Here is a 17757-nt window from a genome sequence, read left to right on the forward strand (position 1 = left end):
CCGGCGGCGGGGTCAGACCACCCCGCCGAGCCGCTCCAGCATCGGCGCGAGGAAGGGCTCGTAGGGCCGCCAGGCTTCGGAACTTCCGGTATACATCTTCTGGCGCACCTGCGTCGCCGACACCGTGCGCACCGCGCGCCTGGTCTGGTGGAAGTCGAGGCAGGCCTCTTCCCAGTCGAGCCCGGCGGCGGCGAGGAGCTTGCGGGTCTCTTCTTCCTGGTGCTCGGTGAGGCGCTCGTAGGGCACGGTGGTGATCCGCCCCGGGTAGAGGCCCGACCAGAAATCCATCAGATCGAGATGCGCGAGATACATCGCGGCGGTATCGGCCATGTCGGTGCCGAAATTGTTGGCCCGCCCGATGAAGGTGTTGGAATAGTTCGACCAGCAGGTGGCGCGGGCATCGCGGCGCATGAACAGAACCCGCGCCTCGGGCATCGCGGCGAGGGCGTGGCCGAGGTGGCGGAAGTTGAGCGGGGTCTTGTCGGTGACCACGGGCTTGTCGGCCCCGAGCCGTTCGAGCGCGCCGAAGTAATCGCGCCGCAGCGCGATCAGCGTCTCGCGGTCGGGCGCCGCGCCGACCTCGGCATCGCGCCAGCCCAGCCGCGCCATGCCGGCGTCGATCGCGGGCAGCTCGCCGGCGCCGTGCACCTGGCTGTGGCTGGCGAGGATCTGCTCGACGAGCGAGGTGCCCGAGCGCGGCATCCCGACGATGAACACCGGGCGGTGCGGTGCCGGCACCTCGGCCAGCGCCGCCGCGTCGAGCGGGGCGATCCCGTCCGCGAATTGCGCCTTCATCGCCGCGAACATGGCGAGGTGGGCGTTGATATCGTAGGGTTCGGCCTCGCGCCGCAGGCGGTTGGCGCGGTCGAGCCGGGCGAAGGCCGCCGCCGCGTCGCCGGCCTTGTCCAGCGCCTTGAACAGGGTGAAGCCGATGATCGTGCGCTGCCCCGGGCTTACCCCCGGGTCTTCCAACATCGCCTCCATGCGGGCGTAGTCGGGGTGATCGAGCGTCAGGGTCTCCATCTGCCAGCGCAAGGCCAGCGGCTCGGGCGTCGACGGATCGAGCGCGTAGGCCTTGTCGAGCGCCGCCACTGCGCTGTCCTTGTCGCCCAGCTCGCGGTGGAACTTGCCGATGAGGTTCCACGCCCGGGCATCCTTCGGATCACGCGCCAGCGCCGTCTCGCAGGCGGCGAGCGCCTCTTCGGGGCGGTTCACGTCGCCGAGCGCGCGGGCGTGGTTGGTGTGCAGCACCGCCAGCTCGGGCTTGAGCGCGGCGGCGCGGCCCAGCGCCTCCACCGCCTCGTCGACCCGGCCCAGCGCGTTGAGCGCGTTGCCGAGGTTGTTGAGCACGTCGACGTTGCCCGGATCGAGCGCCTGGGCCGCCTCGAAAGTGGCGAGCGCCTTTTGCGCCTGGCCCAGCGCGGCGTGGGCATTCCCGAGGCCGATATGCGCCTGCGGCAGCTTCGGCGCGCGGGCGACGGCCCGTTCGAACACTGGCACCGCCTCTTTCGCCCGCTCGGTGTTGACCAGCGCATAGCCCAGCATCAGCTGCGCCTGGACGAAATCGGGATCGAGCTTCAGCGCGACGCGGGCGGCGGCCTCGGCCTCGTCGTAGCGCCCGAGCTGGGCGAGGGCGGTGGCCTTGTTGGCCGGCGCTCCGGCAAAGCCCGGATCGAGCGCGATCACCCGGTCGAAGCCCTGGACGGCGGCCTCCAGCTTGCCGGCCCGCATCTGCGCCAGCGACAAAAGGTTGATCAGCGCCGGATCCTTCGGAAACAGCAGCGCGAGGCGCTGGCCCTCGGCCAGCACGCTGGCAAGGTCGCCGCGTTCCATCAGCCGCTGGAGCGCCTGCATCTGCTGCGGCGCCGGGCCGGGGGCGCGGGGTGCGGCGGCCTGCCGGGCGGCGCCGGGCATTGCACCAGGGCGGGCCGGGCGTGCTGTGGCGAGCGCCTCCAGCCCCTTGCGGGCGGTGGCATTGCCGGGAAACTTCGCCAGAACCTTGCGGTAGAGCGCCGCCGCGCCGGCGCGATCGCCCTTCTTCGCCAGCTTCGCTGCCTTGCGCAAGGTGCCGTCAACCGACATCGCCGTCTCCCCCGGAGTTGTTCCCACCCGTTTTCTCACGCAGCCGCGCCGAAGGCCAGAGCCCACCGGCGGTTCAGCCGCCGTAGCGCGCCACGAAGTTGCGCAGGATCAGCTCTGGATAACGCACGTCCTGGCCGCGCACCTCCTCGATCAGCGCCGCCGCCGTCTCGGGCGGGAAATAGCCCTTGTGCTTGTAGATGTGGATGCGGGTCTCGAACCCTTCGGCGTCGGCCTCGGGGTGAAACTGCGTGGCATAGACGTTCTGGCCGTAGCGCAGCATCTGGAACGGCGTGGGGCCGGAGCCGACCAGCCGCACCGTGCCGGGCGGCAGCGCCTGCACCGCCTCCTTGTGGCCGACGAAGGCACGGAAGCTGTCGGGCACCCCGGCGAGCATCGGATCGGCGCGGCCCTCTGCCGTGAGGGTGCAATCGACCGCGCCCACCGGCTCGCCGTAGGCGTCCTTCGACACGATCCCGGGGCTCAGGTGATGGCCGAGAATGCCGATGCCGTAGCAGCAGCCGAGATAGGGCAGGTCGCGGGCGCAGATCTCGGGCATCAGCCCCATGATCGCGTCCTCGATACGTTTTTCCACCGGGTCTTTCTCGTCCTCGGGGTCGGAGACGCAGCCCGGGCCGCCGCCGACGATCACGCCGCTGTAGGCGTCGAGCGAAAGCTCGGCCGGCAGGCGCTCCTGGTCGAGCCGGATGCGGTGCACGTCGCCGGCCGAGAGCCCGCCCTTGGCGAGAATGGCGGCGAACTCGTTGTCGGCGGCCTGCGCCTCGGGGCGCAGCTGCAGGATGAGAAACGGTTTCATGGCCTGTCCGCTAGCCCGCGGGGCGCGGTCGGTCAAGCCAAAGCGGGCAGGCGGCACAGATCAGAACGTCGCGCCGAGAAGGCGGTCGATCGGGGCGAAATCGTCGGTGAGCACGAGTTGGCCGTGTTCGGCGCGCAGGGCGGCAAGGAAGCTCTCTGGCAGGCGGCCGAAGCCCTTGGGCGCGGGCGCGCGGGTTTCGAGAAACCCGGCCGGGCTGGCGCCGTCGCCCGCCGCCAGCACGAAAACCCGTTGCGCGCCCGGTTCCAGCCGCTCGGCACTCGTCCAGACCTCAACGACGGGAAACACCGCCTCGGCCGTCGCCAGGATCGCGGCGAGGGCGGCGAGGCTGTCGGCATGGTCGATCACGTTCATCAGGAAAACCCCGCCGGGGGCGAGGCGTGAAGCCGCAAGCTCGAAGAACTCGCGGGTGATCAGGTGTTGCGGCACCGCGATGTCGGTGAAGGCATCGCCGATGATCACGTCGTATCTATCGGGCCGGCGGGCGAGGGCGCGGCGTGCGTCCTCGTGCAGGATCTCGACGCCCTCAGGGTCGAACCAGAAATCGGAGATCGCCATCGCGGTCACCGCCGGGTCTATCTCGGCCACGGTCATTTCCGGGCGCGGCGCGCGCGCGCCCCAGGCGCGGGGGATCGAGTAGGTGCCACCGCCGATGAAGAAGGCGTGGAAAGCCCGCGTGCCCATGCGGTGGCGGGCGATGACCTCAAGGAGCGCGGCGTGGTCGGTGTGCATCACCCCCGGCGCGTCGCGCGCGGAAATGCCGTGGGCGAGGTGATCGAGCACCATCAGCCGCACCGGCGCCTGCGGATCGGTCGAAACATCGAGGCTGCGCAGGCAGAAATACCGGCTTTCCATGGTGCAGGGGTTGGGCGCGGCCAGCGTGGCTGCGGCCAGCGCCAGCGGCGCGATCAGTGCGCCCGCCGCCAGTGCCAGCGGCGGCGGGTGCCCCGCCCGGCGGCCGAGCGCGAGCAGGAGAAGCGTGGCCAGCGCATAGGCGACGGTGACCGCGGCGAGCGTGCCGATCGAGCCGAGCCAGGCGATGAACACGAACCCCGCAAGCAGCGTGCCGGCGATCGCCCCGATCGCCCCGGCGGCGAACATCGCGCCGAGCGCGCGTCCCTGCCGGTCGGGGGCGGCGGCCACGGCGATGGCGGCCAGCACCGGGGCGGGGATGCCGGCGAAGAGCGAGGGCAGGAAGAAGGCGATCATGCTGAGCGCGACGATGGCGGTTACCGCGTTGTCGGTGGCGGGCAGCACGACATCGGCGCCCCAGCGCAAGAGGAAGACCGCGCCCGCCGTGGTCAGCGCCGCCGCCGCCAGCGCCCAACCGGTGGCGACAAGGGCGCGCGCGGGCTGGCGCTCGGCGATGATGCCGCCGATCCAGTGGCCGGCGGAGAACCCCGCGAGCACCACCGCGATCACCGAGGTCCAGGTGTAGAGCGACATGCCGACGTAAGGCGCGAGCAGCCGGCCCGCGACGATCTCGACCACGAGAGAGGCGGCCGAAACCGCGCCTTGAAGCGCGACGAGAAGCCAGACGGGGGGCAGGGCGCGAGCGGTCATGCAGGGTCCTCGGCGGGTGGATCGGTGGCGACTTTGCGGCGCGGCCCGCCGTGGGGCAAGGGCAAACTCCGCCCCAGGGCGCGCTCCTGCGGCAATTCGTGCCCTCGCCTCGGGGCGGGCAAAAGTAACATAACAGATAACAGATATGTTATCCTTGGTCCTCGCAAGGGGGCCGGAACGGAGGAGACGGCAATGCGGAGACTGGCAAGCATCGTCTGGCTGGTGCTCGGGCTGGGGGTCTGGCTCGGCCTTGCCGGCAACGGACTGGCACAGGACGAAACCGGGGCGACGCCGCCGCCCGACCGGGTGACCGCGCCCAACACCTCGACCGCGGATCACTCGAAATTCGAGATCCTCCAGCAGAGCTTCGCATCCGGCCCCGAGGTGACGGCGGCCTGCCTGTCGTGCCACACCGAGGCCGACGACCAGTTCATGCACACGATCCACTTCCAGTGGGAATACGAAAGCTCCGCCGGCCAGATGCTGGGCAAGAAGAACGTGCTCAACGCCTTCTGCGGCAACGTCGCCGGCAACGAGCCGCGCTGCACCTCCTGCCACGCCGGCTACGGCTGGGACAACATGAACCAGCCGCCCCCGGCGCAATCGACCGCCGTCGACTGCCTTGCCTGCCATGACCGTTCGGGGCAATACACCAAGCTCGCCGACGCCGCCGGTCACCCGCCGCTGGAACCGGTGAAAGCCGGTGCGATGACGATCACCGGCCAGCCCGCCTGGGCCGTGGACCTCGCCAAGGCGGCGCAGAGCGTGGGCCAGCCCGGGCGCGACAACTGCGGCAACTGCCATTTCTACGGCGGCGGCGGCGACAACGTGAAACACGGCGATCTTTCGTCGGTGCTCTACGAGCCGCCGCTGGCGGTCGACGTGCACATGTCGCCCGAGGGCGAGAACTTCACCTGTTCGACCTGCCACGTCTCGGACCAGCACGAATGGGCCGGCTCGCGCTACGACGTGCACGCCTCCGACCCCACGGGCACCGGCAAGCCCGGCGCGCGGCGCGACCTGGCCACCTGCGAAAGCTGCCACTCGAACGACCCGCACCCCTCGACGCTGATCGGCATGAAGCTCAACGACCACGTCGACGTGGTCGCCTGCCAGACCTGCCACATCCCCGAATTCGCCCGTGGCGGCGTGGCCACCAAGACGATGTGGGACTGGTCGACGGCGGGCAGGCTCTCGCCCGAGGGCAAGCCGATGCACGAGGAGAACTACATCCAGAGCGACGGCACGGCGCTGCACACCTACCTCTCCACCAAGGGCGATTTCGAGTGGGGCGAGGATGTCGTGCCGCACTACGCCTGGTTCGACGGGCAGGTGGAATACACCACCGGCGACCAGACCATCGACCCCGAGAAGGTAGTCGAGGTCAACCGCATCCACGGTGCGCGCGACGACGGCAAGAGCCGGATCTGGCCGTTCAAGCTCATGGAGGGCCGGCAGGCCTATGACGCGGGCTTCGACAAGCTGGCCTATTCCCACGTCTGGGGCCCGACCACCGACACCGCCTTCTGGACGAATTTCGACTGGTCGCGGGCGATCGAGGCGGGGATGAAGGCCGCCGGCTCGGAGTATTCGGGCGATTACGGCTTCGTCGACACCCACATGTACTGGCCGATCACCCACATGGTCGCACCGGCCTCCGACGCGGTGGCCTGCGCCGAATGCCACGCGCAGGACGCGCGCCTTGCCGGGCTTGCGGGGATCTACATGCCGGGCACCGAAACGATGTCGTGGGTCGGCATCCTCGGCCGGTTGATGGTGCTCGCCGTGATCCTCGGCGTGCTCGGTCACGGCCTGTTGCGCCTGGTCACCCGCAGGAAGGGAGGAAGCCACCATGGCTAACCGCATCGTCAAGGTTTTCCCGCGATTCGAGCGGTTCTGGCACTGGACCCAGATGGCGCTGATCTTCACCCTGATCTTCACCGGCTTCGGGCTGAACGGGCTGCATGGTCTGATCGGCTTCAAGATCGCGGTGATGTTGCACACACTCGCGGCGCTGGTGCTGCTCGGGGTCTGGCTCTTCGCCACCTTCTGGCTCTTCACCACGGGCACGTGGAAGCAGTTCCTGCCACGGGCCGACGGCATGTTCGAGGTTGCCCGCTTCTATGCCTGGGGCGTGTTCCGGGGCGAGGATCACCCCTATCGGAAACTGTTCTGGCGCAAGCACAACCCGCTCCAGGCGGCGACCTATTTCGTGTTGAAATGGATGATCTTTCCGGCGATCTGGAGCACCGGTCTGGTCTATCTGACCTACAACTTCTGGGAGCCGCTGCCGAACGCGGTGTTCTGGCTCGAGATCGTCGCCAACCTGCACCTGCTGGCGGCCTACGTGATCGTGTCGTTCGTGATCATCCACGTCTACCTGCTGACCGTCGGTCACGGCTTCCGTGAGCACGTCAAGCCGATGGTGACCGGGTTCGACGAGATCGACCTGACACCGGAGCAGGAGGCCTACCTCGAACAGAACGAACCCTGGCGGCTGAAGCACTGACCGGTGACCGGGCGCGGTGACGGGCGGTGCCTGCGCGGACAGCGGCCCGATCGGGTTCACCTGCGTGTCACACCTCGGTGAGACGGCGGCGGCGGGGTTGATCGGATGGGGGCGGTTGGTTGAGGCTGGTGCTGTGCCCGCACCCCCGACAGGAAAGGCCAGACCATGCCCCTCAACGAACATCAGGAGACGCTCTGCCGCGAGAATAATACCGATTTCTCCGATCTCACCGCGCTGTTCATCAATACCTCGCTGAAACGCGATCCGAACGAGAGCCACACCCGGCTCCTGATGAACGTCTCCGCCACGATCATGGAGCGCAACGGCGTCACGGTGGATCACCTGCACATGCTGTCGCACCGGGTTCCGCCGGGGGTTTACCCGGACATGACCGATCACGGCTGGGAGGCCGATGACTGGCCGGCGCTGTGGGAGCGGGTGAAGGCCGCCGACATCCTCGTTGTCGGAACGCCGCTCTGGCTGGGTGAGGAAAGCAGCGTCTGCCGGGTGTTGATCGAACGGCTCTACGGCATGTCGGGCCTGCTCAACGACAAGGGCCAGTCGATCTATTACGGCAAGGTCGCGGGCAGTGTGATCACCGGCAACGAGGACGGGGTGAAACACGCGGCGATGACGATCGGCTACGCGCTGTCGCATCTGGGCTGCACGATCCCGCCGCAGGCCGATTGCGGCTGGATCGGCGAGGCCGGGCCGGGCCCGTCCTACGGCGACATGGTCGATGGTGAGCCGGCCGGGTTCGACAATGAGTTCACCCAGCGCAACACCACGATCATGACATGGAACCTGCTGCATCTGGCGCGGATGCTGAAGGACGCGGGCGGCTATTCCAGCCATGGCAACGACCGCAACGCCTGGGGCGCGGGCTGCCGCTTCGACCACGACAACCCCGAATACCGCCGCTGAGACGGGCCGCTGACCTGAAAAGACAAACCCCGGCGCGGGGCCGGGGCGATGTCGTCATCGATCGTGGGAAAAGAGGCTCAGCTGCCCCAGGTGCGCACCGCACCGCAATCCATGTGCACGAAGTTGGAGCCGGAATACTTGCCAACACCGCCGGCCTTGCAGGCGGTCGCGGCCTTGAACATCTGGCCGACCGAGCGGCTCTTCAGCCGCAGGTCGGCGGCCTGGCCCTTGAGGTGCAGCGAGTTTTTCGCCACGCCGCGCGAACGCGAACGCAGCATCGCGTTGGTTTCGGGGCTGCGGTAGCCCGACAGCAGCATGTAGGGTTCGTTCACGTCCAGTAGCCCGTGCGCGGCGGCCATGATGTCGAGCGTGCGGGTGTCGATCTGGACCATCTTGTTGTTGCGCCAGTCGCGCATGAAATGGTTGATTTCCGCGATCGCCTCGGGGATGTACTCCCCCTCGATCCAGTAGATCGTGTCGATCCGCTCGCCGGTCCGGCCCGAATGCATCACGATGCGGCGGATGTCGCCGCCACCGCGGAGGAACCCGGCGGCATTGGCGAAAGTGGGGGCGGCGCTGACGGCGGTGGCCGCGAAGGCACCCAGCAGAGCGCGGCGGCTCAGTCCATTGGAGCTCGTGCTTGTCATCTGTCCCAGTTCGTCCCGTATCTTGTTTTTTACTCCGCGTCGCACTGCTCTGCGCGGCACGGTTGCTTTTTGCGCCTCAGCCCTCGGCGCCATCCCGTTATGTCATACAACGAATCGTCCTCCAACCCCCCGCGTTGCCATGGCGGCCACAGACAAGAAGAATCGGCAGAAATTTGCTGAAAAGCCCCAACACCGGGTTAACTGTGGCTACAGTGTCGCACCCGCCCGTTCGGCGGCGACGAAAGACGCAATTTGGCGCGTTTGTGAATGGACTCGGCCCGTAGCCATGGCAAAATGGGTGGAATTCGGGGGATTTCTCCCGGTTTCCGCCTTTGAAGCGAGGAAGATTCAAGATGCCGCTGCCGCGCCTTCGCAAGACCTTCATTTACTCGATTGCCGCCGCCGCCCTGATCGGGCTCACCCCGCCCGCCGGAGCCGTTTCCACCGACTTGCGCTTCCCGGCCTTCGCCCAGGCGGTGGCCGAGGCGGCGGTGGGTCACGACGAGGTGGCCGCCTTCTACCGCGAGACCGGTTACCAGCCGATCTGGACCGGGCAGGAACCCGGCGAGCGCGCGCGGCTCGAGGCGCTGCTGAAGGCGATCCTCTCGGCCGGCGACCACGCGCTGCCGGTCTCGGCCTATGACACCACCGAGCTTCAGGCGATGATGCGGGCGGTGTCTTCGCCGCGCGACCGGGGACGCGTCGAGGTGGAACTCACGCGGCTGTTTCTGACCTATGCGCACCAGTTGCAGAGCGGCATTCTCACGCCCAGCCAGATCGATGCCGGCATGGTCCGCCGGCCCGATCGGCGCGACAGCACCGACCTGCTCACCAGCTTCGTCGGGGCCGAGAACCCGGACGCCTTCCTGCATACCCTGGTGCCCACCTCGGATGAATACGCCCGCCTGATGCACAAGAAGTTCGAGCTCGAACGCCTGATCTCCGCGGGGGGCTGGGGGCCGACGGTGCCCGCCAGCGCGCTGCGGCCGGGCGACGTGGGGATGACCGTGGTGGCCCTGCGCAACCGTCTCGTGGCGATGGGCTATCTCGATCGCTCGGCCACCATCACCTACGACGCCGACATCCAGCGCGCGGTGCAGCGGTTCCAGGAAAACGCCGGGCTGAGCGCCGACGGCGTGGCCGGGCCCTCGACGATCCGCGCGCTCAACGTCGCCCCCGAGGAGCGGCTGAAGTCGATCATCGTGGCGATGGAGCGCGAGCGCTGGCTCAGCATCGACCGCCAGAACCGTTACGTCTGGGTCAACCTGACCGATTTCACCGCTCGGATCGTCGATGGCGGCAAAATCACATTCGAGACCCGCGCGGTGGTCGGCCAGAACCGGGGCGATACCCGCACGCCCGAGTTCTCCGACACGATGGAACACATGGTGATCAACCCGAGCTGGTACGTGCCGCGCTCGATCTCGGTGAACGAATACCTGCCGGGCATGATCGCCTCCGGCGGCGGCAGCGCCGGTCACCTGCAGCTGATCGACGGGCGCGGCAACGTGGTTCCGCGTTCGGCGGTGAACTGGGAAGCTTACAGCCCGCGCAACTTTCCCTACGACCTCAAGCAGCCGCCCTCGCGCGGCAATGCGCTGGGGCTGGTGAAGTTCATGTTCCCGAACAAGTACAACATCTACTTGCACGACACGCCCTCGAAGAGCCTGTTCAACAACGAGGTGCGGGCCTATTCGCACGGCTGCGTGCGCCTGCAGAAGCCCTTCGAATTCGCCTACACCCTGCTGGCGCCGCAGGAGGCCGATCCCAAGACCTACTTCCACAGCGTGCTCGACACCGGGCGGGAGACGCAGGTCAACCTGGTGAACCCGGTGCCGGTGCACCTCGTCTACCGCACCGCCTATTCCGACCTGCGCGGCCAGATGAGCTACCGGGCCGACATTTACGGCCGCGACGCCAAGGTCTGGGCCGCGCTCGAGGCGGCGGGAGTGCGGCTGCCGGGTTACGAAAGCTGAGCCTCGGCGCGCGAAACGACGCGCCTCGCATATTTGGGTTTTCTTGCGGTTCCAAACCGAATAAACGGAGTGCGCCCGTTGTCTGACGCCAGGGAGCACGATGTCCGAGGATATCCGTAACCGTATCATCGAGATCATCGCCGAACAGGCGGTGATCGAGCCGTCCGACGTGTCGATGGAGCAAAGCCTCGAAGACCTCGGGATCGACAGTCTCGGACTGGTCGAGGCGATCTTCGCCATCGAGGAAAGCTTCGATATTTCCGTGCCTTTCAACGCCAACGCGCCCGAGGAAAGCGAGTTCGACATTTCCTCCGTCGGCGCCATCGTCGAGGCCGTTACCGGGCTTGTCGCCGCGCAGAAGGCCTGAGGCGGGATGCGGCGTGTCGTGATCACCGGGGCGGGCACGATCAACCCCCTTGGCCATGATCTTCCCGAAACCTTCGCGGCGATGAAGGCGGGCCGGTCGGGGATCGGCACGCTCGATTTCCGCGATGCCGACCGGCTGTCGATCCGCATCGGCGCGCAGGTGAAGAATTACGACCCGCAGACGCATTTCAGCCGCCAGGAACTGGTGCTGTTCGACCGCTTCACCCAGTTCGCGCTGCTGGCCGCGCGCGAAGCGATGGGGCGGGCGGGGCTGACCGTCGAGGGCGCGCTGGCCGAGCGCGCGGGCGTGGTGCTGGGCAATTCCGGTGGCGGGCTGGGCACCGTCGAAGACAATTACCGCACCGTCTTCGAAGAGGGCAAGAACCGGGTGCATCCCTTCGTCGTGCCCCGGCTGATGAGCAACGCCGCCGCCAGCCAGGTGTCGATGGCGCATAACCTGCGCGGGCCGTCCTATACCGTCGCTTCCGCCTGCGCTTCGTCGAACCACGCGATGGGCCAGGCGCTGATGCTGATCCGGTCGGGGATGGCCGAGGTGATGCTCACCGGCGGCTCCGAGGCGATGCTGTGTTTCGGCGGGATCAAGGCCTGGGAGGGGCTGCGGGTGATGTCGCGCGACGCCTGCCGGCCGTTCTCGGCCAACCGCAACGGCATGGTGCAGGGCGAGGGCGCGGCCGTATTCGTCTTCGAGGAAATGGAACACGCGAAGGCGCGCGGCGCCGAGATTCTCGCCGAGGTGGCCGGGTTCTCGATGACGGCCGACGCCTCTGACATCGTGATGCCGTCGCGCGAGGGCGCGGCACGCGCGATCGCCGGCGCGCTGCGCGACGCCCGGCTGAACCCCGAGGACGTGGGCTACATCAACGCCCACGGCACCGGCACCGCCGCCAACGACAAGACCGAATGCGCCGCCGTGGCCGAGGTTTTCGGCGCGGCAACCGCGGGGTTGATGATCTCGTCCACCAAGTCGATGCACGGACACCTGATCGGCGGCACCGGGGCGGTGGAACTTCTGGCCGCGGTGATGGCGCTCACCGATGGGGTGATCGCGCCGACCATCGGCTACGAGGCGCCCGATCCCGATTGCGCGCTCGACGTGGTGCCGAACGAGGCGCGCGAGGCCCGCGTCGGGGCGGTGCTGTCGAACGCCTTCGCCTTCGGCGGGCTCAACGCGGTCATCGCGCTGAGATCGGCGCCGTAAGGCCGGCCGGCGTTTTCTCGACACCCTGGGCAACAAAAAACGCCGCGCGAAGATCGCGCGGCGTCGGGTCCGGTGTATTGCGCCGGATTATTCTTCCGCGGCAGGCGCGGTCTCGGTCTCGGTCTCGGTCTCGGCCTCGGTCTCGGCCTCGGGCGCGGCCGCGGGGCGAACCGGAACCGAGAGCGAATCGTAGGCCGCGGTGAAGCCCTTGAGCGACACCGGGATCTGGATCCGCGTCGGCTCCCGGTCGGGCGGCAGGAAGGCGACGAGGCCGAGGTTCATCACCTCGCCGGCCTTGAAGGCCGCGACGTCATCGGCGCCGAAGAGAAGCCGGGCGATGCAGCCGTCGGGCAGGCACATGTAGAAATCGTATTGCTTCGAGAGACCGCGGTCGACGCCGATGGTGAGGCCCTGCGGCAGCAGGATGCCAAGGTCGATCGGCAGGGCCAGCTCGCCCATCGAAACCGCCGGGCTGTCGGCGGCCTGGCGGGCGAGGGCGATCTTGCCCACCGGGTTGCGCTCGGCGTCGTAGAGGATCTGCGCCATGCGGCAGGGATCGTTGCCATCCTCGGTGCGCAGGCATTCGCGCTGCCAGTCGGTGAACACCTCGTCGACGTAGGTCGCGTCGTCCGCCGCGGTGGCCGCAACGGGGGCTTCGGCATTCTCCGGCACCTCGGCGTCTTGCGCCGCGGCGGGACCGGCAAGCGCGACCAGCAGCGCGAGGCCGAGGGGTTTGAGCAGATTTGCCATGATCGAATTCCCGTTTTTCGTTTCCATTCGCGATGTTGATTAACATGGGGCGCCGACCGTGTCAGGCGCGAAATTCACGCGCCGCGCCGGATGTGCGAAACCCGCCGCGCGCAGGCAAGGAGGGCCGTGAATTGATAAAGGGCCCGGTTGGACCGGACCCTTTGGTGTAATTTTTTCTCCCTGCCGGACTGGCCGACTTGTGGGCGCGACGCTACGACGGATTGTCGCAGCGGTCAACAGGCTGGAAAGGCCGCACACGCATGGCGCGAGCCGGCCCGGCGAAGGGTGATCGGGCGAAAAGAGCCGCGCCCGAAGGCGCGGCCAGTCTGACAGGGAGGAAGTCGCCCGGGCGAAAGAGGACATGGCCCGGACGGATTCACACTGGCACGAAATCCTTAAAAATGTATTTTCATCGCAAAGGGTTCCGAGGGAGGCAGGCAGCATGGACGACCAGGTGTTCATCGGCGGAGGCGGCGAGAACTACGGCGTCAAGCAAGGGCTGCTGCTGAAATACGCCAACCGGCACGGGCTGATCGCCGGGGCGACCGGCACCGGAAAGTCGGTGACGCTGCAGATCCTGGCAGAAGGGTTTTCCAAGGCCGGGGTGCCGGTGTTCCTCTCCGACGTGAAGGGCGACATGGCCGGGCTCGCGGCCGCCGGGTCGGCCGGGTTCAAGCTGCATGACGCGTTCATGGCGCGTGCCGGCAAGATCGGCTTCGACGATTACGCCTACGAGCAGTTCCCGGTGACCTTCTGGGATCTGTTCGGGGAGCAGGGCCACCCGGTGCGCACTACGGTGGCCGAGGTCGGCCCCTTGCTGCTCTCGCGCCTGCTCGAGCTGACCGACGTGCAGGAGGGGGTGCTCAACGTCGCCTTCCGCGTCGCCGACGAGGAGGGGATGCCGCTTCTCGACCTGAAAGACCTGCAATCGCTCCTGCTCTGGGTTGGCCAGAACGCCTCCGAACTGTCGTTGCGCTACGGCAATGTCGCCGGGTCGTCGGTGGCGGCGATCCAGCGCGCGCTTCTGGTGCTCGACAACCAGGGCGGCCAGAACCTGTTCGGCGAGCCGGCGCTGGACCTGGCCGACCTGATGCGGGTGGAGCCAGACGGGCGCGGCCGGATCTCGATCCTCGCCGCCGACAAGCTGATGCAATCGCCCCGGCTCTACGCCACCTTCCTGCTCTGGCTGCTGTCGGAGCTCTTCGAGGACCTGCCCGAGGTGGGCGACCCCGACAAGCCGAAGCTGGTTTTCTTCTTCGACGAGGCGCACCTGCTGTTCGACGATGCCCCGCGCGCGCTGATCGCCAAGGTCGAGCAGGTGGCGCGGCTGATCCGCTCCAAGGGGGTCGGGGTCTATTTCGTCACCCAGAATCCCGCCGACGTGCCCGATACCGTGCTCGGCCAGCTCGGCAACCGCATTCAGCACGCGCTGCGGGCCTTCACCGCGAAGGATCGCCGCGAGCTGCGCCACGCCGCCGAAACCTACCGCGACAATCCCCGCTTCGACATCGAGCAGGCGATCCGCGAGGTGGGCACGGGCGAAGCGGTGACCTCGATGCTGGAAGCCAAGGGCGCGCCGGGGGTGGCCGAGCGCACCTTGATCCGCCCGCCGTCGTCGCAGCTCGGGCCGATCTCGCGAGAGGTGCGCGCCGCGGTCAATGCCGCGTCGCCCTTCGCCGGCAAGTACGACACCCTCATCGACCGCGACAGTGCCCACGAGATGCTGGCGGCCCGGGCCGAAGCGGCGGCGCTGGCGGCCGAGCGCGCCGAGGCTGAGGGTCAGGCGCGCGAATTCAGCGCCGCGCGCCGCTACAGCGCGAACGCCAGCCCGGCCGCACCGCGCAAGGCCTCGGGGCGCGGCTCGTCCTTCGGCGAGGAAGTGGCGAAAGTGGTGATCAAGGAACTCAAGGGCACCACCGGCAGGCGCATCGTGCGCGGGGTGCTCGGCACGCTGTTCAAGGCGCGCTGAACCCGGCTTGCCGCCGATGCGCCGCTTCGTCACGACGCTGTCATGAATCGCCGTCAGGATGGGCCCATATCGTGGGGCTTGTCTGGAACTCTTTCCCAGATATAGTCATCGAAAAGATCATGGGGCGGGATGTCCCCGCCCTGCGGGTTCGAGACAGGGCGAGGGCGGAGTCACCGATCATGGACGGCGAGTTCAGAACATCATTCGTGCGCGAGCAGGCCAACCCGAGGGCGCACCCGGCATTGGTGCTCAACGCCGATTTCCGCCCGCTCTCCTACTACCCGCTCTCGCTCTGGCCATGGCAGGAGGCGGTGAAGGCGGTGTTTCTCGACCGGGTCAACATCGTCGCCGAATACGACGAGGTGGTGCACTCGCCCTCGATGGCGCTGCGCATCCCCTCGGTGGTGGTGCTCAAGGACTATGTGAAGCCGCAAAAACGCGTCGCCTTCACCCGGTTCAACCTGTTCCTGCGCGACGAATTCTGCTGCCAGTATTGCGGCGCCACTGGCGATCTGACCTTCGACCACGTGGTGCCGCGCGCGCGGGGCGGGGTGACGAGCTGGGAAAACGTCGTCGCCGCCTGTTCGAAGTGCAACCTGCGCAAGGGCTCGCGCTCGCTGCGCCACTCGGGTCTCAGCCTGCGCAAGCCGCCGCGCCAGCCGGGGGCGGAGGAGCTCAAGAACCTCGGGCGCAAGTTCCCGCCGGGCTACCTGCACGACAGCTGGACCGACTTTCTCTACTGGGACGCCGAACTGGAGGCGTGAAGGCGCTGGTTGCGTCCCGCGCGTTGTTTCACGTCCATACTGCGGCGCACAGCCCCAAGGTAATCCCATGTCTCGAACCATACCCATGTTGCACCTCGTCTGCGGCAAGGCCGCATCGGGCAAATCCACCCTGACCGCGCGGCTCGGCGAGGCGGCGGGAACTGTCGTCGTCGCCGAGGACGACTGGCTGTCCGCCCTTTATGGCGACCAGATGCAGTCGCTGCCGGACTACGTCCGGTGCGCGGCGCGGCTGCGTGTCGCCATGCGCCCGCATATCATCGCGCTACTGAAGGCCGGGCTGTCCGTCGTCTTGGATTTCCCCGCCAACACGGTCGAAACTCGGCAATGGATGCGCGAGATCGTGCAGAGCGCGGGTGCGGACCACCGCTTGCACTATCTGGATGTGTCCGACGAGGCGTGCTGGGTGCGGCTGCAGGCGCGCAATGCCCGGGGGGATCACCCGTTTTCCGTCACCAGGGAGCAGTTCGCCCGGCTTCTTGAGCACTTCGTGCCGCCTGCCGAGGGCGAGGGACTCACCATCGTGCGCCACACGGCGCGCTAGCGCGGATGGCAGCTCCGGGGGGCAGGCCGGCACCCCGGAGATCCTTGCGCGTCAGCCCCGGCGGCGGCGTCCGCCGTCGCGCCCGCCCCGGCCGCCGCGGCTGCCCCCGCCCGAGGCGGCGTGGTTGAACTTGATCCAGTCGGCGCCATGGGCATCGTTGTCGAGCAACAGGTTCGCGGCGCGGATCGCTTCCATCTCCTTGCCCGGGCGGTAGCGGGTGGAGCCCAGGCCGAACAGGGTGACGAAGGTTTCATCGTCCATGTCTTCCGGCAGCACCACCCCGAGCGCGGCGACCTCGGCCCGCTTCTCGGCGATCTTTGCAGCGGGCACCGGCAGCGCCAGCGGGTTCATGATCGCGCTGGTCATGCCCGAGGCATAGGCCATCGGCAGGAAGGCGTTGTTGATGCCGTGGCGGTTGGGCAGGCCGAAGGAGATATTCGACGCGCCGCAGGTGGTGTTGACGCCCAGCTCGTCGCGCAACCGGCGCACGAGGGTGAACACCTGCTTGCCGGCGGTGGCCATGGCGCCGATCGGCATCACCAGCGGATCAACCACGATATCATGCGCCGGGATGCCGAAATCGGCGGCGCGTTCGACGATCTTCTTCGCCACCGCGAAGCGCACCTCGGGGTCTTCGGAAATGCCGGTGTCGTCGTTCGAGATCGCCACCACCGGCACGTTGTATTTCTTCACCAGCGGCAGCACCAGTTCGAGCCGCTCCTCCTCGCCGGTGACGGAGTTGACCAGCGGGCGGCCCTCGGCCACCTCCAGCCCGGCCTCCAGCGCCCCGGGCACCGAACTGTCGATGCAGAGCGGCACATCGACAAGCCCCTGCACCAGCCCGATCACCTTGCGCATCAGCGGCGGCTCGGTGACGTTCGGGTCGGGGTTGGTGTTGAACACGACGCCCGCGTTGACATCGAGCACGGTGGCCCCGGCGGCGACCTGCGCCACCGCGTCGCGCTCGACGGTGGAAAAGTCGCCGGCCTCGAGCTCGGCGGCCAGCTTCTTGCGCCCGGTCGGGTTGATGCGCTCGCCGATCACGCAGAACGGCTCGTCGAAGCCGATGGTGACGGTCTTGGTCTTGCTTTCGAGAACGGTGCGGGTCATGGGTCTCTCCTCGGGGCGGCGGGGCTCAGGCCCGGCCGTGATTGTCGATGAGCTGCCGGAGCCGCTCGGGGGTGTAGTCGGCCTCGATCCGCGCGGCCTCGGCGCTGGCGATCTCGCCCGGTTCGCCCGGCGTTTCCACCGGGCCTTCGCGGTGCCACTGCGCGAGGTAGTCGTCGGTGCCCGCCATGCCCGCCTTCATCGCGGCGCGGTCGATCGCCTGTTCGAAGCGTTCCGACAGCTGCACCTTGGCGGCCGCGCGGCCCTTGCCGACGATGACCTGGGCGGGGATGTCGCGCCAGTAGACGATGGTGAGGCCGGGCATGGGCGTTCTCCTTGGTTTCCTTCCCGATAGGCCAGCGCCGCCCGCCCGACCGCGCCAATGGCGACGTGACGCGCGCGGGATGCGACCTCGGGGCTCGCGCCTCGATACCCGCCCGGCCGCGCCGGGCCAAGGGGGCGGGGCTTGAATTGTCTTCATGATCAT

16 protein-coding genes are annotated in these 17757 nt (G+C 68.1%); 9 read left to right on the forward strand and 7 right to left on the reverse strand.

The features are described from left to right. Positions 1 to 12 precede the first annotated feature (12 nt). The 3 genes from IEW01_RS06640 to IEW01_RS06650 all read right to left on the reverse strand — a co-directional run bounded on the left by IEW01_RS06640 (position 13) and on the right by IEW01_RS06650 (position 4477). Positions 13 to 2082 carry a tetratricopeptide repeat-containing sulfotransferase family protein gene (locus IEW01_RS06640; RefSeq protein ID WP_188526839.1) on the reverse strand — a complete coding sequence of 690 codons (2070 nt, stop codon included), beginning with the start codon at positions 2080 to 2082 and terminating at the stop codon, positions 13 to 15. Positions 2083 to 2155: 73 nt separating this feature from the next. After that, entirely contained in the window at positions 2156 to 2896 is a 741-nt protein-coding gene (locus IEW01_RS06645; protein WP_188526840.1) for a glutamine amidotransferase, read from the reverse strand. 60 nt (positions 2897 to 2956) lie between these two features. Beyond that, positions 2957 to 4477, reverse strand: coding sequence for a fused MFS/spermidine synthase (locus IEW01_RS06650; RefSeq protein ID WP_188526841.1), 1521 nt, complete (start codon positions 4475 to 4477; stop codon positions 2957 to 2959). Between the two features lie 192 nt (positions 4478 to 4669). Between IEW01_RS06650 and IEW01_RS06655 the strand changes: the two genes are divergently transcribed. From IEW01_RS06655 to IEW01_RS06665, 3 genes are all read left to right on the forward strand, one after another. Beyond that, positions 4670 to 6337 (forward strand): tetrathionate reductase family octaheme c-type cytochrome, encoded by a 1668-nt coding sequence (locus IEW01_RS06655; protein ID WP_188526842.1) that lies wholly within the window; start codon positions 4670 to 4672, stop codon positions 6335 to 6337. Next, on the forward strand, positions 6330 to 6986 hold the full coding sequence (locus IEW01_RS06660; RefSeq protein ID WP_188526843.1) for a cytochrome b/b6 domain-containing protein: 657 nt from the start codon (positions 6330 to 6332) through the stop codon (positions 6984 to 6986). Before IEW01_RS06655 ends, IEW01_RS06660 begins: the two co-directional genes overlap by 8 nt. Before the next feature lie 165 nt (positions 6987 to 7151). Then, positions 7152 to 7910, forward strand: coding sequence for a flavodoxin family protein (locus tag IEW01_RS06665; RefSeq protein ID WP_188526844.1), 759 nt, complete (start codon positions 7152 to 7154; stop codon positions 7908 to 7910). 77 nt (positions 7911 to 7987) lie between these two features. Here the strand turns inward: IEW01_RS06665 and mepK are convergent, their stop codons facing one another. Next, positions 7988 to 8557: a peptidoglycan L,D-endopeptidase MepK gene (gene mepK, locus IEW01_RS06670; protein WP_188526845.1), complete on the reverse strand. Its 570-nt coding sequence runs from the start codon at positions 8555 to 8557 to the stop codon at positions 7988 to 7990. Positions 8558 to 8910: 353 nt separating this feature from the next. Between mepK and IEW01_RS06675 the strand changes: the two genes are divergently transcribed. From IEW01_RS06675 to IEW01_RS06685, 3 genes are all read left to right on the forward strand, one after another. After that, a complete protein-coding gene (locus tag IEW01_RS06675) occupies positions 8911 to 10533 on the forward strand; it encodes a L,D-transpeptidase family protein (protein WP_188526846.1) in 1623 nt (540 codons plus the stop codon). A gap of 100 nt (positions 10534 to 10633) precedes the next feature. Further along, positions 10634 to 10900, forward strand: a complete 267-nt coding sequence (locus tag IEW01_RS06680; protein WP_188526847.1) for an acyl carrier protein — start codon at positions 10634 to 10636, stop codon at positions 10898 to 10900. A 6-nt stretch (positions 10901 to 10906) separates the two neighbouring features. Beyond that, entirely contained in the window at positions 10907 to 12118 is a 1212-nt protein-coding gene (locus IEW01_RS06685) for a beta-ketoacyl-[acyl-carrier-protein] synthase family protein (protein ID WP_188526848.1), read from the forward strand. Positions 12119 to 12205: 87 nt separating this feature from the next. On the opposite strand, the gene IEW01_RS06690 is transcribed toward IEW01_RS06685, so the two are convergent. Continuing rightward, positions 12206 to 12868, reverse strand: coding sequence for an invasion associated locus B family protein (locus IEW01_RS06690; protein ID WP_188526849.1), 663 nt, complete (start codon positions 12866 to 12868; stop codon positions 12206 to 12208). Between the two features lie 442 nt (positions 12869 to 13310). Between IEW01_RS06690 and IEW01_RS06695 the strand changes: the two genes are divergently transcribed. From IEW01_RS06695 to IEW01_RS06705, 3 genes are all read left to right on the forward strand, one after another. Beyond that, positions 13311 to 14837: a helicase HerA-like domain-containing protein gene (locus tag IEW01_RS06695; RefSeq protein WP_188526850.1), complete on the forward strand. Its 1527-nt coding sequence runs from the start codon at positions 13311 to 13313 to the stop codon at positions 14835 to 14837. A gap of 179 nt (positions 14838 to 15016) precedes the next feature. Beyond that, positions 15017 to 15601, forward strand: coding sequence for an HNH endonuclease (locus IEW01_RS06700; RefSeq protein WP_188526851.1), 585 nt, complete (start codon positions 15017 to 15019; stop codon positions 15599 to 15601). An 85-nt stretch (positions 15602 to 15686) separates the two neighbouring features. Further along, on the forward strand, positions 15687 to 16163 hold the full coding sequence (locus IEW01_RS06705; protein WP_188526852.1) for a P-loop nucleotide/nucleoside kinase family protein: 477 nt from the start codon (positions 15687 to 15689) through the stop codon (positions 16161 to 16163). Between the two features lie 51 nt (positions 16164 to 16214). On the opposite strand, the gene IEW01_RS06710 is transcribed toward IEW01_RS06705, so the two are convergent. Further along, positions 16215 to 17273 carry a methyltetrahydrofolate cobalamin methyltransferase gene (locus IEW01_RS06710; protein WP_188526853.1) on the reverse strand — a complete coding sequence of 353 codons (1059 nt, stop codon included), beginning with the start codon at positions 17271 to 17273 and terminating at the stop codon, positions 16215 to 16217. A 25-nt stretch (positions 17274 to 17298) separates the two neighbouring features. Beyond that, the gene (locus IEW01_RS06715) at positions 17299 to 17595 is read right to left on the reverse strand and encodes a virulence factor (RefSeq protein ID WP_188526854.1); all 297 of its coding nucleotides are present in this window, start codon (positions 17593 to 17595) and stop codon (positions 17299 to 17301) included. Between the last annotated feature and the right edge of the window lie 162 nt (positions 17596 to 17757).

Source organism: Sinisalibacter lacisalsi, assembly GCF_014640115.1.
Taxonomy (GTDB): Bacteria; Pseudomonadota; Alphaproteobacteria; order Rhodobacterales; family Rhodobacteraceae; genus Sinisalibacter; species Sinisalibacter lacisalsi.